Here is a 24,897-nt window from a genome sequence, read left to right as displayed (position 1 = left end):
TTGCTTAATTTATAAATTCGTTAAAAAAGAGACTGAGTAAGGTAGAAAAAGGTGTGAATTGCACCTTTTTTTAACCTATAAATTTTAAATCAACTAAAAATCAATGAGTATAAGTAATCTTACTAAATTAACAAGATTCCTAGCTCAGTAGTCCATGCTATAATTAACAGATGAAGTACATAACTATTTTTAACAAAGGAGTGCAAATAGCGAGTGAAAAAAGTTTTTAGTATTTTTAGTTTGTGTTTGATGTTTATGATGATGACCATCCCATTAAGCGGACATAGTTTCGCGGAAGATTCGAACATCCAAAATGGTATCCCAATTTCCGCTCAGATAACAGAAGGAGAAAAAAATATATACACATTTACGACAACCGATGATGGCGAAGTATATGTTACACTCGATAACGCAATTGGTAATTATAAAATCACCCTTTTTGACGCTAACGGAAAAGAAATTACTACAGGATATAGACCTTCAACAAATTCAATTGGAAGTTTATATGGAAAAATCCAGAAAGGTAGCTATTCTATTCAAGTTGAATTAATGGATTCAGGTGACCATATTCAAACTGGTTCATATAGATTAAAAGCAACATACGCTTCAAGTTTCACAAGAAATTTAACCACCTATGAACCGAATGACACGATGCAAACAAGCATGCCACTGAAAAACGGTGAATTTATTACATCAACTGCAGACCATTACCAAGATAGAGATGTCTATCAATTTACTACAGATAAAGTAGGCGATTCTTATATCGTGATTGATAAAATCGTTGGTAATTTTAACTTTTATCTGTATGATAGTTCCGGCAACTATGTAGACCACCCTCACCGAGCTGCTCCTGAAGGTCTAGCTTTTATAGAAACTGAAAAACTTCCGAAAGGGACCTACTATCTTATAGTTCAGCCATACTATTCACCTGAAGTAAAAACTGCTTCGTATCGAATAAAGGCAACTTTTTCATCTGCATTTACAAGAGATAAAACAACTCTTGAACCAAACGATACAGATGACACAAGTGTACCAATGATATCGAATCAATATTATTCATCAGATTGTTATACACTGATAGATAGGGATTTTTATCAGCTTACTACAAGTAAAGATGGAAATGTAAATGTTGTACTGGATAACACAGTTGGTCAATTTGCAATGTGGCTCTATGATAGCCGTGGGTTTCCATTTTCCTCTGCGCATGGGTACACTGAAAAATCTGGTGATAAGATAACCCTTAACATAAACCTACCTAAAGGTACTTACTACCTTCGTATTGTTACAGGTAAATATGAAGGATTAACAAGTTCCTCTTATCGAGTAAAGGCAACTTTTTCCGATTTTACACCTAGTGTGGAATCAGTTTTAGATATTGATACGGTAGTAAAAGGAGAAGCTCCATCTGATACAAAAGTATTTGCATGGGTAGGAACTAAAAAAATTGGAGAAACTGTTGCAAAAAATGGAAAGTATAACATCACCATACCACCTCAAAAAGTAGGAACGGTTATCAATGTATATACTGTTAATTCCACTGGTAATACAAGTGCAACGAAATCTACAAAGGTCATTGATTCCACTATTAATGCAGTATCTAGTTCCTACAATAAAATAAAAGTAAGTTGGAACAATGTACCAGGAGCGAGTGGTTATGAAATATTCCAAAGCACTTCAAGTACAGGTATATACAGTTGGGTTGGAAACATTCAAAATGGAAATACTTTAAATTTTACAAACAGCGGTTTAACTACTGGTAAGATGTATTATTATAAGGTAAAAGCTTATCGTATAGTAAACGGAACGTATATCTATACTTCATTTACAAAAAATACGAGTGCTAAACCTATCCCAGCAACTCCTACTGGTCTTGTTACCAAAAAGATAAACTCATCATCAATGACTTTATCTTGGGTAAAAGTTGAAGGAGGAACCGGATACCAAGTATACCGCTCGACTTCAAAAACAGGAACCTATAGTTTAACAGGTACTGTAACAAATGGAAATTCATCTAGCATTACAAACAAATCATTATTAAAAGGAAAAACTTATTATTACAAGGTTCGAACTTACCGTACAGTTAACGGACAAAAAATATATAGTTACTTTTCTTCCATCGTATCTTATAAAAATTAAATAACAAATACGAAAAGACTGTTATCAAATTTGATAACAGTCTTTTTTATGTTTTTATGTACAGAAGTAAAGCTCATTTAAATATAGGCACTGTTAAAGTAGATTGTTGATTTTGCACAAAGAACAAAAGCTTCGGCAGTCTTTTTTTTATTGCACAATATTAAAGGATAAATGCAATTACATGGAATAATATGGTAGAATTTTAGAGATTACATATTAGTTATTAGTAAGGGAGGTAGTTCTTTGTTAAAAATATTAAAGAGTGTTTTTGGTCTACTTTCAATAGGTATAGCAGTATATGCTCTAATTACTGGTAGATTTGTGATAATGCCATATATGATATTTTTATTAGGCGCAATGTTTGTAGTTATAGGAATCACAGAATTTCAATTAAAACGAAAAGGAACTGCTTATTCTAACTTTATTGTTTCCTTATTTTTGTTTAGTGCATCAATAAAGGGGTTCCTGTTGAATTAACGTATGCGTTAGTTGATAAGAGTTACTAGAGGTTGTCTACTAATTAGACAACCTCTTTATTAGTATAAAAATCAACATTTATATTAACAGAGCCATAAAATAAAAAAGAACCGATCTCATTGTCGGCTCGTAGTTTCTATTAATCTTACGATAAATTGTAAATCGTCAGCTTCCCGTTTTTTAGCGTTATAAATTGCTCGTTGCTCAGCGTACAAATTTTCGTAAATAGCGATATCTCCGTGCATTTCTTGCGTATGGTTTATTACTTGAGCTTTTCTCATTTGCTCGTTACTGCCGTCAATCTTTCCGGTCATAAATAATTCACTTATACGCATTTCATTAGCGACTTTCAATAAAGTTAATTCCTTTTGAAGTTCTACCATTTTACGCTCTTCATCGTAAACCTCCCGATGAATTCTTTCTAATCGTTTGATATAGTAATTTACCCGATCTTGCATCCAGCACACCTCCGCAGTAATAGGACAAGTACTGTTACCGTGTTCACACTAACAGAATATGCGCCGTTTCGCGAAAAAATGCAGGTCCAACTTAATTTTCGTCGTCCAATTCCCATATATCTTCGACTTTTAAATTCAAAGTTCTTGCTATTCTCATCGCTACTTTTAACGTTGGCGAATGATCGTCTTTAGAAATAATTAAACTCAAAGTACTATTATTAATGCCAACTTTTTCGGCGAATTCAGTTTGTTTTATCTTTCTTTCTGCGAAAATTATCTTTAGTTTATTCTTCAAAATTCTCACCTCAATATATAAATTTTTCAAATCTTTTTGAATCCCTTTAAAAATTTTTGGAAGTACAGGCAAGAAATTTGTCGGACGTTAGTATAGTAGTTTCTGCAATTGCTAATCTCGCTAATCAAACGATAATCAATTGTTAAACTTATCGGAGGTGGTATAAATGCATCTAAATCTTACCGAAGTAAGGTTGATAAAATACTTATCGAGTTAATCGAGAAGGGCTATACGAAAGGGCTCGACTTATAGGACGCAAAGTTACGAAGACTGAAACGACTGAAGTTCGTCGAATTTCTACGTATTTGAGCGATGATGAGGTTCAAGCGGAATTAAAAAAACTTCCGAAATCAATCGAGGGATAATTTGCGTCACCTTAACTGGTAGCGTCTCTTTTTTTGTTTTAATGGTGCGGTTTCTCCGTAAATATGGCGGTAAATATACTAGCATTCACCGGGCTATCCTTGTATAATTTCCGCGAAGCATATTCTGATAAAATAATCGAGAAGAACCTCGTCAAAAAACAACAAAAAAAGACCGAAAAAATCGGTCTCCTACGAAAATTAATCAACTTGTATTTCATTATTCACATCAAGAGCTTCAACTAATTCTAATTCCTCATGACGTTCTTTAAAACGGTTGAAAGTAAATTCATTTGCAAATAAGAACAACGGTCGTTCGAAACGGTCATATACTAGCATATTACGCATATCTTGATATTTCTTAAGTCCTTTTACATCATCTGTTTTAACCCATCTAGCAATATTGTAATCAACATGATCTTTACGGATATCAGATCCATATTCATTTTTTAAGCGGTATTCAAATACTTCAAATTGAAGTTGACCTACAGCACCTAAAATGACCTCATTAAATTCATTTTTATAAACTTGAATTGCACCTTCTTGAGCTAATTGCTCAACACCTTTATGGAAATGCTTAGATTTCAATGAGTTAACTGGGCTTACTCGCAAGAATAACTCAGGTGGGAAAGTTGGTAATGGTTCAAAGAATAATTTTTGTTTGCTAGATGTAATCGTATCTCCGATTTGATAAGTACCTGAATCGTAAATACCAATTACGTCACCAGCATATGCTCGGTCAATCGTTTCACGTTCATTAGCCATCAATTGAGTCGATTGACTTAATTTAATTTGTTTACCTGTACGAGAAAGCATTACGTTCATTCCTCGTTCAAATACGCCAGAACAAATTCGCAAGAATGCAATACGGTCACGGTGAGCAGGATTCATATTAGCTTGAATCTTAAATATAAAACCACTAAATACTTCATCAGTAGGATTAACTTCACCATTAATTGTTTTACGAGGCCCTGGTGCAGGCGACATATCTAAGAAATGATTTAAAAATGGTGTTACACCAAAATCAACTAATGCTGTTCCGAAGAAAACAGGAGTAAGTTCACCGGCTTGAACTAAGTCTAAATTGAATTCATTTCCTGCTCCTTCTAAAAGATCAACTTCATCACGTAAATTTTCTAAATTTGAAGCTTCTAAATGTCCTTCTAATTCAGGACCGTGTACACCATCTTGACCAAGTTTAATCACTTCATCTTTACGGAAAAGATGAACTTCATTTTCTAATCGATCATAAACCCCTTCAAATTGCATTCCACTACCGATTGGCCAAGTAACTGCAACAGAAGGCATACCAAGAACTTCTTCTAATTCTTCCATTAGTTCTAATGGATCTTTAGCTTGGCGATCTAATTTATTCATAAAGGTAAAAATAGGGATACCACGTAAACGACAAACTTGGAAAAGTTTCTTAGTTTGTGCTTCAATACCTTTTGCAGCATCAATTACCATGACTGCAGAGTCAACAGAAGTTAGTACACGATATGTATCTTCACCAAAATCATTATGACCAGGAGTATCCATAATTGATACCATTTTTTCATCATATTCAAACTGCATAACAGAAGAAGTAACAGAAATTCCACGTTGCTTCTCGATTTCCATCCAGTCAGATTTTGCATATTTAGAATTTTTTTGAGCTTTTACAGTACCAGCTTCACGAATAGCTCCACCATGAAGTAGTAATTTTTCAGTTAAAGTTGTTTTACCAGCATCCGGGTGAGAGATAATCCCAAAGATACGGCGTTTAGCAACTTGATTCATTAATTCTTTATTTGCCATCTATTATAAAGTCCTTTCTAAATCAAAGATCATAATCAAATTTTCACATCTTATCTATTATACTAGAATTCAGCGTTTGATGAAACATTTAGTAATTAAGTTATATACAAAGTATTTCCAAGTTATGAAATAAGAATTTCCTTTTTTATCGTTTATTTTGTAATTTTACATAAATCATTCACTAATTTTTCAACATGTAATATTTATGAAGTATTAAAAATTAATATTTTAAAAGCGAATCTATCACTCAGTTATGCGTGATAGATTCTTTTATTTATGACAAATGTACAAGCATATACATGACACTTTGATTACTATATGTAGATAATGATTCATTTTCTTTTATAGAAAGGAAGTAACCATAAATGGCATCATGTAATTGTTCAACATCAGCATTAACTTGTTGTCCCGAAAAAATTTTTGTTCAGGACCAAGTTTGTACACCATGGCAAGCAGTTGGAGATACAACTACTATAACAATTCCACTTTTTCAAAATAATTTTAACCAAAGTATTATAGGAACTGGTTTTGTTAAGTATGAAGTAGGTTCTTCTACAGCACCGATACAAATTGAATTTTTTAACTCTGCAGGAGGCACAATCAATTCTGAGGTCGTAACATTAGGTTCGAGTTTAGCATTTACAATTAGAAGATTTGATGTAATACAAGCTGTTATACCTATTGGAGCAGGTATATTATTTCAAGGTGAGTTCTGTATTACGACACGATATTCTGTTTAATTGAAGAAAATGAGGGGAAAAGCAAATGAATAATGGTTTAAGTTGTTGTTCAACCAAAAATATATTTCAAGATAAGGTTTGTACAAGCTGGCAAGTGAATACACCTGGTATTATCACAATCTTTACAAATAATATCGCTCCGATTATTTCTGCAACAGGCTATGTTAAAAATGATACTGGAACTGATAATATCGTAGTTAATTTTTTAAGGGGAGGAAATGTAATTGATACTCTAACTGTCCCACCTCAAAGTAGTGTTGCTTTCTCAGAAAAGTTATTCGATGGAATTCAAATTGATACTACTGGTTTAACTGGGGTAGTTGAAGGTGAGTTTTGTATAACTGTCCGATATTCAATGTAATAGATCATTTTATCTAAATAGTGTAGTTCTTAATCTTTTTTTGAACAACCCTATGTAATGAAATGAGGAAGGATTATGTGTTCCTTTTTGAATAATAAAGATGAGAATGGGAAAACAATTCCTTACGTAAAAGGGATAGATTCCAATCCGAATAAATGTAGTTGTTGTAATAGTTTTTCTTGTAATGGAGTTAAAAAAATTGGACCAACAGGTGTAACTGGGATAACTGGAGCAACAGGTCCTACTGGAGCGACGGGAATTACTGGGGAAACAGGAATAACGGGAACGACCGGTGTAACTGGCCAAACGGGATTAACAGGAGTAACTGGCCCAACCGGATCAACCGGTCAAACTGGAACAACGGGGACGACCGGGGTAACTGGCCAAACCGGAATAACAGGAACGACCGGAGCAACGGGATCAACAGGTCCAACGGGAACGACCGGAGTAACCGGAATAACAGGAGCTACCGGAGCAACAGGAATAACCGGAATAACGGGATCAACAGGAATAACAGGTCCAACAGGAATAACGGGAACGACTGGAGTAACAGGGTCAACAGGAATAACGGGATCAACCGGATCAACAGGAATAACCGGCCCAACCGGCGCAAGTTTTAATACTTCAGGCTCGGCAGCAAATACTTCTGGCGCAACAATTGCGATTACACTTTTAGGTCCTTCACCAATACCGTTTCCGAACGCACAAAATTTATCAGCAGATATAACAGTGAACAACCCAACAGCCACCATTTTTACAATTAATACAAGTGGTAGATATTTAATAACTTATCAAGTGTATCCTACACTATCTTTATTAACGACTTTTCAGTTATTTCGTACTGGGGCTGGAGTTGCAGGCACAAATATTTCTGCTGCAATAGGATTAAGTTTAGTCAGCAATCAAGTGATTATTAATATAAATGCAGGTGACACGATTCAAGTGATGGTGTCTGCTACATTAGCGGCTACAGTATCGTTAGCAGCAGGTACGACCGCTGCGACAATTTCGATTGTTAGAGTAGGTTAATTAATATTATTTTAATTCAACAAGTGACTACAAGTTATATGAGTAAGATTAATAGTGGTCACTTTTCTTTTTAAGATTTATATAATACTAAAAATAATAGCTTTTCAGTATTTTTAATACATAGGAAATTAATTCTTATAAGTGAGGGATAAAAATTGAAACAAAAAAGACCGGATATACCAAACTTACCAAGTATTAAATTACCAGTTTCTTCTCCAACTCTTTTACCACCAGTACCTCCGCCAACACCACCTACCCCACCAACACCAATACAAACTACAACAAAATGTGATCCTTGTATTCCCATTGATCTATGTGGAAATATTTTGATTCAAGATAATCTTGAAAAACCAGTTGAAATATGGAGTTTAGGTGAAAATGTAACTGCTTATGCAACGATTTCAGTCTACAATAGCGAGAGTAGTACTGGACCGATATCAATCGAAGTAAATAGCAATAATTGTCATATAATTACCGTGTTGCCAGGCAATACGAGTAGTTATACTAGTCAAAATATAAAATCTGTGACCATACTACAATCAGGTCAAACTCCAATCTATTTAGAAGGTAAATATTGTATTGCTGGTAAAATTATTGATAAATAATAAACACATACTATAAAAACAGGAGCTTATTGCATAATCGCATTAAGCTTTTTTTTATTTCCTTAAAAATAGGCGTACTTAAATAAAACACTTTACATATGATTTAAAGAGTAGTATGGTTAGTTACATGAGTAACTAACTAAATAACTAACTAAGAGAGGAAGGTGCTAATGAAACCGACATTAGATGAATCACAGCCAATTTTTCAACAAATTGCGGTTATGATTATGGACGAAATTATAGATGGAAGAATTAAAGAGGGTGAACAAGTGCCTTCGACAAATGAATTATCTCGCTTTTTTAATATTAATCCAGCAACTGCAAGGAAAGGTCTTCAAGCTTTAGTTGATAAGGAAATAATTTTTAAACAAAGAGGTGTAGGTATGTTTGTTTCAACGGGTGCGAAAGATAAGTTGCTTTTAGAGCGTAAACAGCAGTTTTATGTGGATTATGTTGCACCATTACTTAAAGAAGCAAAGAGAATTCATTTAGATGAAGAAATGGTAATTGAATTAATAAAGAGAAAAAACGACTCTAATTAGGAGGGGTATAAATTGATCGAAATTAAAAATTTGACATATGGCTATAAGCATACACCAGTTTTAACTGATTTCAATTTAATTGAAACAGAACCGAGTATTATTGCATTATGGGGGAGAAATGGTACAGGTAAAACAACTTTGATGAGTTTAGTTGCTGGCCATTATAAACCAAACGAAGGTTCAATAAAAGTCTTAGGAGAAGAACCTTATAATAATTTAAATGTACTAGAGAATATTTGTTATATCCAAGAAAACCATCCTTTTGGTCATAATTGGAGAATAAATGACTTGTTAAAATACGGAAGGTACTTTCATCCTAACTGGGATCAACAATTTGCAGAACATTTAGTTCAAGTTTTTGAATTGCCAAAGAATAAAAAAATCACTAAGTTTTCAAAAGGTATGAAAACGGCAGTGCAAATCATATTAGGATTAGCTAGCAACGCAAAAATAACAGTTCTCGATGAGCCTACTAATGGGTTAGATGCAGTTAAAAGAAAACAGTTTTACGATGCCTTAATGGAAAGTTACGAAGAAAATCCAAGACTCATTTTACTTTCAACACATCATATCGAAGAAATTCAACCATTATGTGAAACGATTGTTGTAGTAAATGATGGAAAAGTACTATTTCATGAACAAATGGAAGTAATGCGAGAGAAAGGAGTTATTCTTTCTGGAAATATAGATTCAATCGAAGAAGTAACTAAAAATATTTCTATACTTGAATCCTCCAAAATCAGTTCGACACAAAAAGTAATGCTCGATGAATTATATTCAAATGATTGGAAAAAAATCGCAGAAGAACATCATCTTACAATTGAAAAAGCAACTCTACAAGACTATTTAATAAATAAAACAAAAAATAAAGAGGTGAAAAGATGAACTCTATAAGAGGCACTTATCAACTAGTTTTTGATGAATTAAAATGGTATTTCAAAATATTTTCTTTAATTACTTTGTTATTATCTGTTGTGTATGTACTGGTTAGTATAATATTTAAAATTCCTTTACAAAGTGGTGCAGCTCTGTTTGGGCCGACTTATGGTGGGATTAGTACATTTGCGGTTGCAGGATTGGTGATTCCTTTTCAAGTTGCAATTGGATTAGGTAGTACAAGAAGACAGTTTTTAAAATCGTATATTGTGATGTCATTATTAATGGTAATTACAAGTATAACTTACTTAAATATTCTTTATTACATTATGAATATATTATTAGACAAAGGAATAAATAGTTTTCACTTTTACCATCCTGCTCAGTTAGTCTCATCTGAATATCATTTCTTTACGTATTATTGGGTCGACCTAATGGTTGGATTTATGATCCTAGGACTTTCTTCTTTTATTGCTATATTAGTTAGAAGATTGGGGATACTTTATTTTCTAATGACACTAGTTTTAGTTAGTATTTTAATGACTTTTTTATCTATAAATGGTATAAGTTCAGACTTATTTTCTTTTATTTTAAATAGTAAACCGCTCAATTTGTTTACTTTAATTGGATTGATCGGAATCGTACTTCAATTATTAACATTTCCGATGATGCTAAATGCACCTTTAAAAATGAAAGGTAGAAATTAAAAACGATTCGAGAAAAAGTATGTGGATTTATTGCATACTTTTTCTTTTATTTTATAATAAAAAATTCTGTATAATATAGATAAAATACAATAAGTTAGGAGATTAAATGATGCCATTTACAATTAATCCGATTGCTTTTGTTAAAAATTCAAGAAAAGAAATGAAAGACGATCACTGGGGTTCGATTATCTCTGAAATCGAGTTAGTAGAGGAGTTCAATGAAGAAGCATTAAGTGGCATAAGTGATTTTTCACATCTAGAGATTATTTTTTATTTTGATAAAGTGACTGATGAAATGATCCAATATAGTGCTAGATATCCTAGAAATAATATTGATTATCCTAAGGTTGGAATTTTTGCTCAAAGAGGTAAAAACCGGCCAAATAAATTAGGGTTAACAACTGTAGAACTTGTAAATCACAGTGGCCGTAGTCTTACAGTTAAAGGGTTAGATGCGATCGATGGTACACCAGTCATCGATATTAAACCAATTATGAAAGAATTTCTTCCCAAAGGGGAGATCAAGCAAGCAGAATGGTCAAAGGCTTTGATGGAAAAATATTGGTGATAAAGGTTTAAAAATAAAAAAAGAGTTGTCTCAAATGTTTTATTTGGGAAACTCTTTTTTTCTTTTATATTATTAACAGCTAAATTGAATTTTGGTTATTTCATTATTAAAGCAATTGTTGAGATGCCACTCAATTCGCCCATGCCATGATCCAGCTTAAATTCTACAAATAATTAAAAATTTTTAATTTTAAACTTAGTTAGAACAATTATAAAAGGTAAATAAAGTGAAATTCCCCCAAATTATTTTATAAAATTTTACATCAAATTACAAAAATCTACATTCAAGTAAATAAAATACCTTATCTTTTTACTCACTTTTACTTAAACCGACATTTAATTTGATTTATAAAGTTCTCGTTTAATGAAAATTCCCCCAATACTTTTAAAGAAAAACTCTAGCTATAATTTAAGTTAAGTGATTTTTCTGAAAAATCACATGTTATTGCTTGTTGTACAATCTTTATTTTTAGAAAAAGTTGGAGGTAATTAGAATGAAGGGGTTAAGTAGTAAATTTTTTCAAACCACATCTGTACTTGTTTTAGCTAGCAGTACAATTTTGGGATCGACTATGATGATTAAAAAGCCGGCTTATGCGAACTCAAATAACGTAGAAAGCATTCTTCAATCACTTACACCGGAACAAAGGGAGGCTTTGAGTCAATTAGAAGTTGCAGGTTCAAAAACTGGTTTGCAATTATCTGATGATATCGACTTATCGAGTGATAAAGAAGTATCGGTAATTGTTGAGTTTAAAGAACTTCCAGCTAAAGTAGCACAGTTAGAGAAAGCTGCAGAAGGTGAGTCTATTTCATTAGAAAAGGCGAAAGAAAATGTAACAAAGTCTCATGCACACTTTAAACAAGAATTACAAGAAAAAATAGCTAAGAAAGAGAAATCTAGTAATGAAGAAGTTCAAATTAAATATACATATCAGAATGCGTTTAACGGGGTTTCATTGTCACTTCCAGCAAATCAAATTAAAGATTTATTAGATTTGGATACAGTTAAAGCAGTGTATAGTGATTCAACAATTCAAATTAAGCCACCTGTTGAACCAGTCCAAGAGAAGGATCAAACTAAGGTTGATAGTTTACCATTTTTAAAGATTGATAAATTACATGAGGAAGGTTTTACAGGTAAAAATATTAAAATAGGTGTAATTGATACTGGAATTGACTATAACCATCCTGATTTGAAAGATGCATATAAAGGTGGTTATGATTTCGTAGATAATGATAATGACCCGATGGAAACTACATATGATCAATGGAAAGCTTCTAAAAAAACAGAATTTCTAAATGGGAGCTCATATTATACTGATCACGGTACGCATGTTTCTGGTACGATTGCTGGTCGAGGGAAAAATAACTCTGATTATAAAGTAACTGGAGTAGCGCCTGATTCAGATTTATATGTATACCGCGTATTGGGGCCTTATGGTTCGGGTTCGAACTCTGCAGTAATTGCAGGTATTGACCGTTCGGTTGCCGATGGAATGAATGTAATTAATCTATCGCTAGGATCCTCGATAAACGATCCACTAGAAGCAACTAGCTTAGCAATTGATAATGCTGTTTTAAATGGAGTTACCGCTGTCGTTGCAGCAGGAAATTCTGGAGATAGTATGTACACATTAGGCTCTCCAGGTGCAGCGGCACTTGCATTAACAGTTGGTGCGAGTTCTGTTCCTACTAAAGTTACTACTTTCGGAAGTAAATTTTTAGTAAACGGTCAAGGTACGGATAGTACTTTACAATTGATGACTAAAAAGTGGACAGATGATTTTACTAATTTGTCAGGAAAAACTTTTGAGATTGTATATGTTGGAGAAGGTGGAGCAGCAGATTATTCAGGAAAAAATGTTCAAGGTAAAATTGCATTTGTTGCACGTGGTACATATGCACTTGTTGATAAAATGAACTATGCAAAACAAAATGGAGCTATTGGAGTAATTATTTATAACAATAATGCAACAGAAGGACAAATTCCGTATTATTTGGGAGAAAGCAATAATAATATACCGGTATTTTCAATGACGAATAAAGATGGTTTAGCGGTAAATGATCTATTTAGCAAGGGAATTCCTTCAGTAACACTAGGGAAAACTGGTGTGTCTGACATTCCTGGTGATGATCTAGCTAGCTTTAGTTCTAGAGGTCCATCAGGAACGCTATATGATATTAAACCTGAGGTTACAGCTCCGGGTGTAGATGTTTTATCAACTGTTCCTGCATATATCAATAATAAAAATGACGCAACAGATTATTCATCTGCATATATGCGAATGTCTGGAACTTCAATGGCGACACCACATGTCACTGGGATTACTGCATTACTTTTACAAGCGCATCCTAATTATACTCCTGCGGATATAAAAACTGTATTAATGAATACAGCTGATCCTTTAAGAAGCAAATACAGTGTGTTTGAAGTTGGAGCAGGAAGAGTAGATCCTTATGAAGCGATTTATTCACGCATCGAACTAGGAGTTCAGGATACTACGCCGTTTATTAAAAATAATGAAAAAGTAAATATTGATGAGCAAACTGGTGGACTAAGCTATGGTTTTATTTCAGTAGACAAAAATGCTATTTCGAAAAATACAAATATATTAATCACTAATCATACTGATAAAATGCAAAAATATAATATTTCTGTTGAGTATAATATCGGCACTCGTGGATCTTTAGATGCAAAAGCAAACGGTGTTAAAATAACAGTACCTAATGACTTGAAAATGAAAAAGAATAGCCAGGAGATGATTCCTGCAACACTTACAATACCAACAACTGCTAGTAAAGGAACATATGAAGGTTATATTCATGTTGTGAATGATAAAGATCCAGATGATCATTATCAAATTCCATTTGGCTTCCGTTTAGTAGAAGAAGGCTTTGAATATTTCAAGGTTCATTCTCCAAGTATCTCTACAACTCGTGAAACTGCACCATATAGTGTTAAGGCGTCTGATTTAGATTTTAAATTAAATTCGCCAATGAAAACATTAGATTTTATTTTAGTAGATTCAAAAACAAATAAAGATTTAGGATTAATCGGTACGATTGATGTTTCAAGTGCAGGAGTTGATAAGGATCTCTACATTCAAAAAGCATTTACAGGTAGATATTTTCCATTTACGGGTAATGCGAAGAAACCGGTTGGCTACACATCGATCCTAGCAACACCAGGATTATACAAAATGAAAGTTATTGGTACAAATTTAGGCGGCAAACAGTATACAAAGACAGACCAAGTATATATTGATAATAACCGTCCAACATTCATACTAGATGACACAAACGCAATACCTAAAGGTGATCTGCCATTTGTTGAATTAGCACCTGGGCAAAAAACAGTTACTTTATCTGGTAGCATTATAGATGATGAAGCAAAGGTAATGGAAAATAGCGGGATGAATGTAACACAAGCAAATAATAATGCCTGGTATGGTCCTAACTCTCCAGCCATTGGTATTGCTGCTGATGCGAATGGCAAGTTTACGAAAGAAATATCTGTTGATTCTTCAAATCCAGTGAATATGCTCCAATTTGTAGCGTCGGACAGAGCTGGTAATTCAACAATGGCAAAAGTCGTGTACTATATGAAACCAGGGGCGCAATATATTTATGCCAAACCAAATAAAGAATCATTTACAATGGGTGATCAATTAACTTATACGTTCTATGCTCATGGTTTGCAAAATGCAAAAGATCTAACACTTAAATTTGATTACACATCAAGATTTTTTAATTCAGTAGAATTTAATAAAAATAAGGCTTTATCTGATGATACTCAATTTACAGTTACTTCAACGGGAACTTCTAGCAAATCAAATACAATTAATATAAAAGTACCAGGAGATGGTTTAACAGGGGATCTACCTTTATTTGATATACAAGTAGAAACGAACGCAAATGAATTTGTTAATCCTAATACTACATTTTTCTATATCAATTCATCCAGTTATAAAGATCTTAATGGTAAAACTGTAAACCCATATACTCAGGTCGGTTATTTACCTAGCTATCCAGCCTACTCAACTGCAACAGCAAAAATCAACGCTGCTGGATTGTTAAATGCAAATGGCAGTTTTAATTTTGGAATAGACTACACAACAATAGGTGCACAAGCAAAAGCGAAAGACTCCAAAGGTCAAATTTATAATGGTGAAATTCAAAAAAATGGAAATATCGTATTCAATAAACTTCCTATTACAGAACAATTATATACAGTCATCATAGATATTCCAGGTCATTTTACCACATACACACCAATGGAAATTGGCCGAAATAATCGGGATGTTTTTATAGGTGAAAATATTACTTATCCTACTGTAAGAGAAAATGCTGGAGATCTGAATAAAGATAATGTAATTGATATTTATGATGTCATACTTCTCGAACAAAATTGGGGAACGAATAACCGTAATGCTGATATTAATTTTGATGGTAAAGTAGACTCATTGGATTTCAAGTTACTAGAAGCTAATTATTTAAAAGAGAATGATTATTTATTAGATACTCCTACTGCTGTTAAAGAGTATAATGGAAAAACAATTGATTCCATTAAGAAGTCTTTAGGCATCAATTAAATTTTTGAACCTATCCAATTGGATAGGTTTTTTGTGTTGATATTCTTATGACCTATTCTTAAATAGGAGTTATGTATATTTTGTCGAATTTATTAGAGAGTATAAACTTTTTTACAGTAAAACTGGAAAAAGGAGAATGTGATATGATTAAAGCTGTCATTTTTGATTTAGATGGAACTTTATTAGATCGGGATAGATCCTTGAAGCTATTTATTAAAACTCAGTATAAAAAGTACTTTCGCGAATTAAAACATATACCTGAGAAGCATTATATCGAACGTTTCATTGAATTAGATAATAAGGGATATGTTTGGAAAGATAAGGTATATCAACAATTACTTCAAGAATTCTCTATTTCTAGTTTAACTTGGGAACAGCTACTAGAAGATTACATAAATTCATTCCAGTATAGCTGTATCCCTTTTCAAAATATGGAGTATGTACTAAAAGAACTTAAAAACAGAGGAATACGATTAGGTATGATTACCAACGGATTTACTATATTACAATCTCTAAATCTAAAAGCATTAGGAATTCATAACTACATAGATACCATATTAATATCAGAGCAAGAAGGGATTAAAAAGCCTCATGCCGAAATATTTTTAAGGGCATTAGAGAAATTAGGCGTTAATCCAGAAGAAAGTTTATATGTAGGAGATCATCCAGAAAATGATGTAATTGGTGCTCAAAATGTTGGAATGAATGCTGTATGGAAAAAAGATCCATTTTGGAGTGAGCCATATACAATTGAACAGTCAATTGATGATTTGGGAGAATTGCTAAACCTAGTTTTGCAGGAGAAATAATTAGTAAAATAGTACTTATATTCTACGGTGTATAAGGGAGAAGGATAAAGTGAGATATCTACTGTTGTTTATAAGTATAGTTATACTACTTACAGGTTGTTCGTATAATACTTTGACTGAGGCGGTCCACTCAAAACATAAAAATAACGACACAGTTAAAATCGGATATGTAGAAAACAAGAAACAAACTTTGATTTTTACAGAAGGTAAAAAGGATAAACAGTATGTATTTAGTACTTTTCAGAAAAAGAATGGTAAGTTCAACTATTCAACAAAATACGAAGATGGAGTTACTTTTGATTCGGAGGCAGGAATTCCATTCTTAATTCGGACAATTGATGTTGAAAATGTAGGAAATGTAATCTGGGGAGCATTAAAAACAGATAAAAAAATAACGAAAGTAACTGTTATATACAAAAATATTAAATCCCCAAATGAACAGATTAAAGTGGATATACCAGTAAAAAATAATATGTTTATTGGATATCCGGATAAGTCATTCTTTGAGAAGGAAACGACAGTATATCAAGATTGGGATATGTCTGGAACAGCGTATGATGAAAATGGAAATGTAATTGCTAAATATTAGACGTTAAAAGGGTAAAATTATAATTTTTACTTAAAAAAGTAAAGAGTAGGTAAATTTGTATCATTCTACTCTTTTTTATAGTTGGTAATTAATAGTATGATTATTCAATCAACACATTCCTAGTAAATGAAGTACAAGTAACAATTTGTAAATACAAGTTTAAATGTGAGGTGTAGGATGGATATTAGATATAGAATTGCCTCAACAACTGATAGTTCAGAAATTGCTAGATTATCGGGTCAATTGGGTTACAATGTCGAAAAAAATCAAGTTATTGAACGATTAAATAAAATAGTAGATCAGAAAGATCATGTTGTATTTGTAGCAGAAATTGAAGGTAAACTTATTGGTTGGATTCATGCTCACGGACGATATTTGATTGAGTCTCCGCCATATGTTGAAATTGGTGTTTTGATTGTTGACAGTACATATAGGGGGCAAAAAATTGGTAAGTTTCTAGTGGAAAGATGCGAAGAATGGTCACAATTATTGGGATTTAAAGAAATAAGGGTACGGACAAATGAAACTAGAGTAGAGACACTTATTTTTTATAAAAAGATTGGTTTCGAAAACACAAAAGCACAAAAAGTATTTAAGAAAGAATTAATTGTAAACTAAAAGATAATATTTAATGCTTATGCCACTTATGCGGTAAGTTCACTTTCCATTTAGCTTGTAGACAATTGGAGTTTCCTCCATGTTTACAAGCTTTTTTTGTATAATAAAAAAATTTAAAAGGCAAATATAAAGTAGGGTGTAAGTCAAGATTAGAACCATCTGACGCCTTTTATTCGTAAAAGGTTTATGGGAATATAATAAAAAAATATTTAAACATTATAACGTTATATTGACTAATGAGAAATTAGATGTTATTCTACATTGGAATAATAAACAAGAAGATGTAAACGAATACATTAATCAATTTAGATGATTTACTGAAAAGGATGAGGGGAAATGAAGGATCATTTCGTACTACAGAATGTAAAAATGATAGACGGAAGTTCTGTTGATATCATAGTAGAAAATAAAAAGATTAAAGACATTGTAGCTGCTGGAACCGGTAATGGTGAGCAAAAGGTAGATTACAAGCACAATGTATTTGTTTCTAGTGGTTGGATTGATCTGCATGTCCATGCATATGCAGAATTTGAGCCATATGGTGATGATGTCGACGAGATTGGTTATAAAACAGGTGTTACTACAATTGTTGATGCGGGTAGCACTGGCGCCGATAACATGTCCAAATTGGTAAGTAGCTGTAAAAAATCAAAAACAAATGTTTTCGCATTTTTAAATATTTCGCGAATTGGTTTAAAACGAATTGACGAGTTATCTGATTTATCTTGGTTAGACGAGGAGCAACTCAAAAATACAATTGCAGAACATAAAGATTTTATTATCGGACTGAAGGCAAGGATTAGCAAAAGTGTAGTAGGTGAAAATGGGGTAGAACCTTTAAAAATAGCTCGTAAGTTCTCAAACGAAACCGACTTACCACTTATGGTTCATATTGGTTCAGGACCGCCAGATATTAATGACGTTCTAGACTTACTTGAAAATAAAGATATAATTACGCACTACTTAAATGGTAAAGCAAATAATTTATTTGATGAGATGGGAAGACCTCTTCCAAAATTTCTAGAGGCAATTAATCGAGGTGTTCATTTAGATGTTGGGCACGGAAATGCAAGTTTTTCGTTCAAAACAGCTTTGCAAGCTAAAGAACATGGAATTAAATTTGATACGATTAGCACTGATATTTATCGGAAAAATCGATTGAATGGCCCAGTATATAGTATGTCTCATGTTTTATCAAAATTTTTATACTTAGGTTATTCACTAGAAGTAATTATTGATGCTGTTACAGTTAATGCGGCTAAGTGGCTTAATAAACCAGAACTTGGAAGAATTTCGGTAGGAGATTTTGCAAACCTCACTTTATTTACTGTTGAAGATGAAGCGACAACCTTACTAGACTCTGAAGGGGACGAGCGTAAAGCTGAACAAAAAATCGTAGTAAAAGGAGTGGTTATTAATGGAGAACACATTGAATGCTAAATATGGTTTGAAAAGAGTAATTAACGCAAGCGGTAGAATGAGTATATTAGGTGTTTCCGCTCCAACGGACACTGTCATGGAAGCAATGAAAATTGGTGGTCAAAATTATGTTGAAATTTCGGACTTAGTTGATAAGGCTGGAAATCATATTGCGGGTCTTCTTCAATCAGAGGCGGCTGTAGTTGTTAACTCAGCTTCAAGTGGAATTGCCCTTTCAGTAGCTGCAATTGTGACTGAAGGAAACAGACGTAAAAGCGAAAGATTACACCAAGAATCAATCCAAAAAAATGAAATCATTATGTTAAAGGGACACAACGTACAGTATGGTGCTCCAGTAGAAACGATGATTTTCCTTGGTGGAGGTAAATTAGTCGAAGTCGGTTATGCAAATGAAGGGAAAGTAGAACATATTGCAGATGCGATTAGTGAAAAAACAGCAGCAATTTTATATGTAAAATCTCATCATGCTGTTCAAAAAAATATGATTTCAGTTGAAGAAGCTTGGGAAGTAGCTCAAGCAAATAATGTACCTTTAATTATCGATGCTGCCGCTGAAGAAGATTTACAAAAATATGTCAAAGTCTCAGATTTAGCAATATATAGTGGTTCGAAAGCGATTGAAGGACCTACTTCAGGTATTGTTGCCGGCAAGCAAAAATATATCGATTGGTTAAAAGTACAATTACATTGTATCGGTAGAAGTATGAAAGTTGGTAAAGAAACCACTTTTGGCCTGTTGCAAGCTTTGGATGAATATTTTGTCAAGAAAGACAATAGTGAAAATGAAAAAGCTAGTTTAGAAGTTTTAAAATCACTAGATTCAATCGATGGTATAAAAGTAACAATCGTACAAGATGAAGCGGGACGAGCTATTTTTAGAGCGCGAATCCAAATTGATCCTGTTGTAACGAAAACGACGGCGAAGGATGTAAATGATCAATTAAAGAATGGTGATATTGCGATCTACACTCGTGATTACGGTGTTCGTCAAGGCTTTTTCGATATTGATCCACGACCACTACAATCAGATGATATTTACGTAATTGAAGCTCAAGTGCGAGCAATATTAGGAGGAACTGAACAATGACAAATATTGAAAAACGTTTTTATAACAACCGAGTAGCATTAAATGTTTTAGCAAATAGTATTGAAAATGCAGTTGAAGTTTTTGAAGCTGCAGAAGGTCATGTATTAGTAGGTGTTCTTTCAAAAGACTACCCAACTGTAGAGGCTGCTGTATCAGCTATGAAAGAATACGGTGCAGCAATTGATGAAGCGGTATCGATTGGTCTTGGTGCTGGTGATAATAGACAAGCAGCAGTTGTAGCAGAAATCGCCAAACATTATCCAGGAAGTCATATCAATCAAGTATTTCCTGCAGTAGGTGCAACACGCGCTAACTTAGGTGAAAAAGATAGCTGGATCAATTCTCTAGTATCTCCAACTGGAAAAGTTGGCTATGTAAATATCTCTACTGGACCTGTAAGTGCAGCTAGTGAAACAGCGATTGTACCAATCAAATCTGCAATTGCGTTAGTTCGTGATATGGGTGGAAATGCATTAAAATACTTCCCAATGAAAGGGCTAAAACACGTTGAAGAGTTTCGTGCTGTAGCAAAAGCATGTGGTGAAGAAGGTTTTGCTTTAGAACCTACTGGTGGTATTGATTTAGAGAATTTTGAAGAGATTTTAGAAATTGCATTGGAAGAAAAAGTACCTAAAATTATCCCACACGTATATTCTTCAATTATTAATGAAGAAACTGGAAAAACTAATCCTGAAGATGTAAGAAAATTATTAGCAATCACAAAAAGTTTGGTTGAAAAATATGCGTAAACAAATTGTTGCTTTCGGAGAAGTAATGATGCGATTGCAAGTGCCAGGGTATGAACTACTGGCACAAGCAAACGCATTACAATATTCTTTCTCAGGAACTGGTGTAAACGTTGCGTCCGCGATGACTAAGCTTGGTCATGATGGCTTTCTAGTATCAAAATTGCCGAACAATCCATTAGGAGATGCTGCGATTGCTTTCTTGCAACGACTAGGAATTAATCGAAATTATATAACTAGAGGCGGAAAATATCTTGGACTGTATTTTTTAGAAAATGGTTTTGGACAGCGCTCTAGTCGTGTGACATATACTAATCGTTTAGAAAGTAGCTTTAATACGGCATCTTATAGCGATTATGATCTTGATCAAATTGCAAAACAAGCAGATGTTATCCATTTTTGCGGTATTACACTAGCGATGACAGATGATGTTAGAGAAACAATGAAAATTCTTGCGAAAAAAGTAAAACAAAATGGTGGATTAGTTTGTTTTGATTGTAATTACCGACCTTCTTTATGGGAGGGAGGATATAGTAAAGCAAAACCTCATTATGAAGATATGCTAGCATTAGCTGATATCGTCATGATGAACGAGAAAGATGCGATGTATGTTTTAGGAATGGAGACAGAAGGGACTTCTAGGGAAGCACAACTGAAAGACCTGATTCCTAAAGTTGCAAAGCAATATAACATACAAACTGTTGCTGGAACGCACCGAGCAATTAATAGTGACAATTCACATTCATTACGTGGATATCTATTCACAAATGGAGAGTTTCACTTTTCGGAAAATACTTCTTTTTCCGTATACGATCGAATTGGCGCTGGAGATGCTTATACTAGCGGTATCCTACATGGGGTGATAACTGATTTTTCACCAGAAAAAACTGTTCTCTTTGCTCAAACAGCGGGAATGTTAGCATGTACGATCGTTGGAGATACTCCGATGTCAACAGAGGCAGAAATTTTATCAGCTATGGCTGGAACAATTGATGATATTAAGCGCTAAAAAAGGAGAGGTAAGGGAATGAGTGTGAATCGTAAAAAAGGACCGTTGTATTTACAAATTAAAGAGATGATAAAGGATCGAATTTTACATGGAGTTTATCCAATTCACACAAATATTCCCTCCGAACCTCAATTAGAAGAAGAGTTTAGTGTGAGTAAAATTACGATTAGAAATGCCATAAAAGAACTTGTTCAAGAAGGATACTTAGAAAAGAAAAGTGGTAAAGGAACAAAGGTTATTGCGAATGTTACGAGCGCAAAACTTTCAAAAGGGAAGCGTTTTACAGAAATATTAGTTGAAGAAGGACGTCATATTACTAAAAAAGTGCTGAGCATAAAAAAGCCAGAAGTAACAGCGGATTCTATCCCTTATTCTGTATTTGGTGATAAATATGTCCAAATTGAGCGAATTTATTTACTGGAAAATGAACCGTATATTCACTTTACACACTATATTTCAATTGAAGTAACAGAAGAAGAGATAGAAGACATACAGATCAGTTCCCTATATCGTTTCTTAGAAGAAAATAATATTCGATTAGAATCTTTCCGAGATGAATTTGCAGTAGCTGTTGCTCCGGATCATGTTTGTGAGATTTTAAATTTAGAAAAAGGCACAACCACATTAAAAAGAATACGTCGTTCTAGTGATGAAGATGGAAATATTCTAGAAATCAGTGAAGGTTACTATAATACGGCCAAACAAAATTACGTTGTAACCTACAATGATTCAACGCAGTAATGTATCTTCATTGTATAAAATGTAAGCGATTACTAAGGGAGAGTGTGCAATAATGGATTTATATTTGATAGGAATTACATTAGTAGCAATCGTTATCGTTATTTTAGGAGTATCGTGGTGGAAATGGCATGCATTTATCAGTTTATCTGTAGCTGGCCTTTTCCTAGCCGTTTTTTCTGGCGTATCAATGGATAAAATTGTAACTGCTTATGAAACAGGAGTCGGCGCCGTTCTCGGTCATCTTGTTGGGATTTTAGCTTTAGGTACGATTTTAGGAAAAATGATGTCAGATTCTGGTGCAGGGATGCAAGTAGCCGATTTCTTTATTAAAAAATTCGGCGTAAAAAACCTACCATGGGCAATGTTGCTTTCAGGTTTTATTATTGGAATTCCAGTTTTTTTCGAGGTCGGTCTAGTAATCTTGTTACCTCTTGTTATATCAATTCGTAAATCTACCAATTCAAATATTCTATTAATTGGTATCCCAGTACTTGCCGGTTTATCGATTGTACATGGTTTAGTGCCACCACATCCTGGGGCAATGACAGCGATTGGTATTTATAATGCAAACTTAGGACGAGTCCTACTTTATTCATTAATCATTGCTTTTCCAACTGCAATCATTGCAGGTCCGATCTTTTCAAAATGGATTCACAAACGTGTAACACCAATTGGTGAACCAGAGTTAATTCGAGTTGAAACGAAGTCAAATGCTTTACCAAGTACGGGTGTATCATTTTTCATCATTTTACTTCCAGTTTTACTAATGGTGTTAACGGTAATTACACCATACTTATCTCTACCAAGTGCAATTGCTAAATTCTTAATTTTAATCGGTAGCCCTGTAATTGCTCTATTAATCTCTTGTTTTGCAGCTTATTATTTATTAGGGTATCGCCAAGGAATGGACAAAACTTTAATTAAAAAATTAACTGATGAATGTTTAACACCTTTAGCTTCAATTATATTAATCATTGGTGCAGGTGGAGCATTTAAGCAAATCCTAATTGAAAGCGGTGTAGGTACTGCTATTGCAACAATGGCTGAGCAAATGTCACTATCACCGATTGTGCTTGCATTCTTAGTAGCAGGTTTAATAAGAATAGCTACTGGTTCAGCTACAGTTGCTTTAACAACAGCAGCTGGAATTGTTTCTCCAGTAGTGGCACATATGACAGGTGTAAACCTAGAATTACTTGTTATTGCGACTGGCGCAGGTTCACTAATGTTTTCACATGTAAATGATGCAGGTTTCTGGTTAGTAAAAGAATACCTAGGATTAACAGTTAAGGAAACATTCAAAACATGGACAGTAATGGAAACGCTTCTGTCGTTTGTAGCGTTTGGACTTACATTAGTATTAGATATTTTTATTTAAGAATAAAGGAAGAGGCTGTTTCAAAACTCAGGCAACTGACATGAAAGGCGCCTCTTTTTTTATTTGTTATACGACCGATTAGGGAACATCAAAGATTTATACCTGAGGGGCTATTTTGATCTAAATAGTGGAGGTATCTCAATAGTATCTTCATCTGTAGTTAATATAATTGGTCTTTATTTATGATTATTAGAATATTTTTATACGATTTTGTATGTATATTTTCAATTTCATTTTCTACAATTGTACAATTTTTAGCTTTAAATACCCTTACTGGTATAGGTAATTATCAATTTTATTTACGATACACTTGAATTTAATTGCAGTTTTGGAAGTTTTATTTGCGATTCTCGATATTTAAATGCAGATTTGCTAATTTTATTTGCAGTCCACTCTTCTTTTCCAGTATTTCACCTTCCACTCTTATTTACCGTTATAAAAAGAGGATCACTTATTGTGGAGAAAAGATGGTACACATAGTATTCGAAATCCTAAGAATTTTAAAATCACAGGAATTGGTGAGAGTATTTATAGAGATGTAGAAAATAAAAAAGGTGGTCGAAGAGAAGAATTGGAGTAAGATGTATTAAGTTAAAAATAATAAGCTACTAAACTAGTAGCTTATTATTTATTTACGTACATAGATTCTCTATTTCTTTTACTTATAAAAATATTTTCGTAAATAATATCCGATTAATACTGTAAAGATAAACGATGGATAAAGTTTACCAGGTAAAAATTTTAAAACCCAAATACCAACAATTATTGTCGCTATTGTTAAGTTTTCTACATACTTTTTATGATTTAACTTTTTTTTATTAAGTAGTAAAATTATATAAGCAAGGGGCGGTAATATTATACAAACAGCCCATATAAATTTATCACGAAGATACCAAGGAATTAAAGTACTCATTATACATCCAACCTTAAAAT

The 24,897-nt window shown here is 33.3% G+C and carries 25 protein-coding genes; 21 read left to right on the top strand and 4 right to left on the bottom strand.

Translation table 11 applies throughout. From position 1 onward, the window contains the following. The first annotated feature begins 213 nt into the window (after positions 1-213). Both AB1282_RS19435 and AB1282_RS19430 read left to right on the top strand, forming a co-directional pair. Positions 214-2,136, top strand: coding sequence for a pre-peptidase C-terminal domain-containing protein (locus AB1282_RS19435; RefSeq protein WP_429899961.1), 1,923 nt, complete (start codon positions 214-216; stop codon positions 2,134-2,136). A gap of 243 nt (positions 2,137-2,379) precedes the next feature. After that, entirely contained in the window at positions 2,380-2,613 is a 234-nt protein-coding gene (locus AB1282_RS19430) for a DUF3953 domain-containing protein (RefSeq protein ID WP_429899959.1), read from the top strand. A gap of 116 nt (positions 2,614-2,729) precedes the next feature. Here AB1282_RS19430 and AB1282_RS19425 read toward each other — a convergent pair whose 3' ends face one another. The 3 genes from AB1282_RS19425 to AB1282_RS19415 all read right to left on the bottom strand — a co-directional run bounded on the left by AB1282_RS19425 (position 2,730) and on the right by AB1282_RS19415 (position 5,525). Further along, a complete protein-coding gene (locus tag AB1282_RS19425) occupies positions 2,730-3,071 on the bottom strand; it encodes a hypothetical protein (RefSeq protein WP_390311807.1) in 342 nt (113 codons plus the stop codon). Between the two features lie 91 nt (positions 3,072-3,162). Further along, on the bottom strand, positions 3,163-3,366 hold the full coding sequence (locus AB1282_RS19420) for a helix-turn-helix transcriptional regulator (RefSeq protein ID WP_429899957.1): 204 nt from the start codon (positions 3,364-3,366) through the stop codon (positions 3,163-3,165). A 563-nt stretch (positions 3,367-3,929) separates the two neighbouring features. Beyond that, complete coding sequence (locus AB1282_RS19415) at positions 3,930-5,525, bottom strand: peptide chain release factor 3 (protein WP_429899955.1); 1,596 nt, start codon at positions 5,523-5,525, stop codon at positions 3,930-3,932. A gap of 365 nt (positions 5,526-5,890) precedes the next feature. Between AB1282_RS19415 and AB1282_RS19410 the strand changes: the two genes are divergently transcribed. The 19 genes from AB1282_RS19410 to AB1282_RS19320 all read left to right on the top strand — a co-directional run bounded on the left by AB1282_RS19410 (position 5,891) and on the right by AB1282_RS19320 (position 24,544). Further along, on the top strand, positions 5,891-6,265 hold the full coding sequence (locus tag AB1282_RS19410) for a DUF3992 domain-containing protein (protein WP_056466160.1): 375 nt from the start codon (positions 5,891-5,893) through the stop codon (positions 6,263-6,265). 25 nt (positions 6,266-6,290) lie between these two features. Then, positions 6,291-6,626: a DUF3992 domain-containing protein gene (locus AB1282_RS19405; RefSeq protein ID WP_056466157.1), complete on the top strand. Its 336-nt coding sequence runs from the start codon at positions 6,291-6,293 to the stop codon at positions 6,624-6,626. A gap of 117 nt (positions 6,627-6,743) precedes the next feature. Next, positions 6,744-7,655: a BclA C-terminal domain-containing protein gene (locus AB1282_RS19400; RefSeq protein WP_429901185.1), complete on the top strand. Its 912-nt coding sequence runs from the start codon at positions 6,744-6,746 to the stop codon at positions 7,653-7,655. 155 nt (positions 7,656-7,810) lie between these two features. Next, complete coding sequence (locus AB1282_RS19395) at positions 7,811-8,260, top strand: S-Ena type endospore appendage (protein ID WP_429899954.1); 450 nt, start codon at positions 7,811-7,813, stop codon at positions 8,258-8,260. Between the two features lie 170 nt (positions 8,261-8,430). After that, the gene (locus AB1282_RS19390) at positions 8,431-8,802 is read left to right on the top strand and encodes a GntR family transcriptional regulator (RefSeq protein WP_390311801.1); all 372 of its coding nucleotides are present in this window, start codon (positions 8,431-8,433) and stop codon (positions 8,800-8,802) included. A gap of 12 nt (positions 8,803-8,814) precedes the next feature. Next, a complete protein-coding gene (locus AB1282_RS19385; RefSeq protein WP_056466147.1) occupies positions 8,815-9,687 on the top strand; it encodes an ABC transporter ATP-binding protein in 873 nt (290 codons plus the stop codon). Further along, positions 9,684-10,385, top strand: a complete 702-nt coding sequence (locus tag AB1282_RS19380) for a hypothetical protein (RefSeq protein WP_429899951.1) — start codon at positions 9,684-9,686, stop codon at positions 10,383-10,385. The genes AB1282_RS19385 and AB1282_RS19380 overlap by 4 nt, the downstream gene beginning before the upstream one ends. A gap of 109 nt (positions 10,386-10,494) precedes the next feature. After that, positions 10,495-10,953: a tRNA (N6-threonylcarbamoyladenosine(37)-N6)-methyltransferase TrmO gene (gene tsaA, locus AB1282_RS19375; RefSeq protein WP_429899949.1), complete on the top strand. Its 459-nt coding sequence runs from the start codon at positions 10,495-10,497 to the stop codon at positions 10,951-10,953. A gap of 493 nt (positions 10,954-11,446) precedes the next feature. Further along, positions 11,447-15,547: a S8 family serine peptidase gene (locus AB1282_RS19370; protein WP_429899947.1), complete on the top strand. Its 4,101-nt coding sequence runs from the start codon at positions 11,447-11,449 to the stop codon at positions 15,545-15,547. Positions 15,548-15,690: 143 nt separating this feature from the next. After that, positions 15,691-16,356, top strand: a complete 666-nt coding sequence (locus AB1282_RS19365) for an HAD family hydrolase (protein WP_429899945.1) — start codon at positions 15,691-15,693, stop codon at positions 16,354-16,356. Positions 16,357-16,405: 49 nt separating this feature from the next. Beyond that, positions 16,406-16,945 carry a hypothetical protein gene (locus AB1282_RS19360; protein WP_429899943.1) on the top strand — a complete coding sequence of 180 codons (540 nt, stop codon included), beginning with the start codon at positions 16,406-16,408 and terminating at the stop codon, positions 16,943-16,945. A gap of 177 nt (positions 16,946-17,122) precedes the next feature. Next, on the top strand, positions 17,123-17,563 hold the full coding sequence (locus tag AB1282_RS19355; protein WP_429899941.1) for a GNAT family N-acetyltransferase: 441 nt from the start codon (positions 17,123-17,125) through the stop codon (positions 17,561-17,563). A gap of 336 nt (positions 17,564-17,899) precedes the next feature. After that, positions 17,900-19,003: an amidohydrolase/deacetylase family metallohydrolase gene (locus AB1282_RS19350; protein WP_429899940.1), complete on the top strand. Its 1,104-nt coding sequence runs from the start codon at positions 17,900-17,902 to the stop codon at positions 19,001-19,003. Continuing rightward, positions 18,981-20,090 (top strand): DgaE family pyridoxal phosphate-dependent ammonia lyase, encoded by a 1,110-nt coding sequence (locus AB1282_RS19345; protein WP_429899938.1) that lies wholly within the window; start codon positions 18,981-18,983, stop codon positions 20,088-20,090. Before AB1282_RS19350 ends, AB1282_RS19345 begins: the two co-directional genes overlap by 23 nt. Then, positions 20,087-20,839: a 2-dehydro-3-deoxy-phosphogluconate aldolase gene (dagF, locus tag AB1282_RS19340; protein ID WP_056466122.1), complete on the top strand. Its 753-nt coding sequence runs from the start codon at positions 20,087-20,089 to the stop codon at positions 20,837-20,839. The genes AB1282_RS19345 and dagF overlap by 4 nt, the downstream gene beginning before the upstream one ends. Continuing rightward, positions 20,832-21,845 carry a sugar kinase gene (locus AB1282_RS19335; protein WP_056466118.1) on the top strand — a complete coding sequence of 338 codons (1,014 nt, stop codon included), beginning with the start codon at positions 20,832-20,834 and terminating at the stop codon, positions 21,843-21,845. The genes dagF and AB1282_RS19335 overlap by 8 nt, the downstream gene beginning before the upstream one ends. 18 nt (positions 21,846-21,863) lie before the next feature. Continuing rightward, a complete protein-coding gene (locus AB1282_RS19330) occupies positions 21,864-22,586 on the top strand; it encodes a GntR family transcriptional regulator (RefSeq protein ID WP_056466114.1) in 723 nt (240 codons plus the stop codon). Positions 22,587-22,638: 52 nt separating this feature from the next. After that, positions 22,639-23,964 carry a gluconate:H+ symporter gene (locus AB1282_RS19325; RefSeq protein WP_390311790.1) on the top strand — a complete coding sequence of 442 codons (1,326 nt, stop codon included), beginning with the start codon at positions 22,639-22,641 and terminating at the stop codon, positions 23,962-23,964. A gap of 454 nt (positions 23,965-24,418) precedes the next feature. Continuing rightward, positions 24,419-24,544, top strand: coding sequence for a hypothetical protein (locus AB1282_RS19320; protein ID WP_286131552.1), 126 nt, complete (start codon positions 24,419-24,421; stop codon positions 24,542-24,544). A 78-nt stretch (positions 24,545-24,622) separates the two neighbouring features. On the opposite strand, the gene AB1282_RS19315 is transcribed toward AB1282_RS19320, so the two are convergent. Further along, positions 24,623-24,877: a hypothetical protein gene (locus AB1282_RS19315; protein ID WP_056466110.1), complete on the bottom strand. Its 255-nt coding sequence runs from the start codon at positions 24,875-24,877 to the stop codon at positions 24,623-24,625. Between the last annotated feature and the right edge of the window lie 20 nt (positions 24,878-24,897).

Source organism: Gottfriedia sp. S16(2024), from assembly GCF_050473765.1.
GTDB lineage: Bacteria > Bacillota > Bacilli > Bacillales > Bacillaceae_G > Gottfriedia.
Note: the sequence above shows the minus strand (reverse complement) of the source record. Positions and strands in the feature narration are given on the sequence as shown.

What these genes read in the sequence shown, in the direction of transcription:
- AB1282_RS19315 (WP_056466110.1), bottom strand. Translation starts at nt 24,877, where the DNA reads ATGAGTACTTTAATTCCTTGGTATCTTCGTGATAAATTTATATGGGCT.
- AB1282_RS19390 (WP_390311801.1), top strand. Translation starts at nt 8,431, where the DNA reads ATGAAACCGACATTAGATGAATCACAGCCAATTTTTCAACAAATTGCG.
- AB1282_RS19415 (WP_429899955.1), bottom strand. Translation starts at nt 5,525, where the DNA reads ATGGCAAATAAAGAATTAATGAATCAAGTTGCTAAACGCCGTATCTTT.
- AB1282_RS19370 (WP_429899947.1), top strand. Translation starts at nt 11,447, where the DNA reads ATGAAGGGGTTAAGTAGTAAATTTTTTCAAACCACATCTGTACTTGTT.
- AB1282_RS19345 (WP_429899938.1), top strand. Translation starts at nt 18,981, where the DNA reads ATGGAGAACACATTGAATGCTAAATATGGTTTGAAAAGAGTAATTAAC.
- AB1282_RS19425 (WP_390311807.1), bottom strand. Translation starts at nt 3,071, where the DNA reads ATGCAAGATCGGGTAAATTACTATATCAAACGATTAGAAAGAATTCAT.
- AB1282_RS19325 (WP_390311790.1), top strand. Translation starts at nt 22,639, where the DNA reads ATGGATTTATATTTGATAGGAATTACATTAGTAGCAATCGTTATCGTT.
- AB1282_RS19410 (WP_056466160.1), top strand. Translation starts at nt 5,891, where the DNA reads ATGGCATCATGTAATTGTTCAACATCAGCATTAACTTGTTGTCCCGAA.
- tsaA (WP_429899949.1), top strand. Translation starts at nt 10,495, where the DNA reads ATGCCATTTACAATTAATCCGATTGCTTTTGTTAAAAATTCAAGAAAA.
- AB1282_RS19355 (WP_429899941.1), top strand. Translation starts at nt 17,123, where the DNA reads ATGGATATTAGATATAGAATTGCCTCAACAACTGATAGTTCAGAAATT.
- AB1282_RS19380 (WP_429899951.1), top strand. Translation starts at nt 9,684, where the DNA reads ATGAACTCTATAAGAGGCACTTATCAACTAGTTTTTGATGAATTAAAA.
- AB1282_RS19405 (WP_056466157.1), top strand. Translation starts at nt 6,291, where the DNA reads ATGAATAATGGTTTAAGTTGTTGTTCAACCAAAAATATATTTCAAGAT.
- AB1282_RS19350 (WP_429899940.1), top strand. Translation starts at nt 17,900, where the DNA reads ATGAAGGATCATTTCGTACTACAGAATGTAAAAATGATAGACGGAAGT.
- AB1282_RS19330 (WP_056466114.1), top strand. Translation starts at nt 21,864, where the DNA reads ATGAGTGTGAATCGTAAAAAAGGACCGTTGTATTTACAAATTAAAGAG.
- AB1282_RS19335 (WP_056466118.1), top strand. Translation starts at nt 20,832, where the DNA reads ATGCGTAAACAAATTGTTGCTTTCGGAGAAGTAATGATGCGATTGCAA.
- dagF (WP_056466122.1), top strand. Translation starts at nt 20,087, where the DNA reads ATGACAAATATTGAAAAACGTTTTTATAACAACCGAGTAGCATTAAAT.
- AB1282_RS19365 (WP_429899945.1), top strand. Translation starts at nt 15,691, where the DNA reads ATGATTAAAGCTGTCATTTTTGATTTAGATGGAACTTTATTAGATCGG.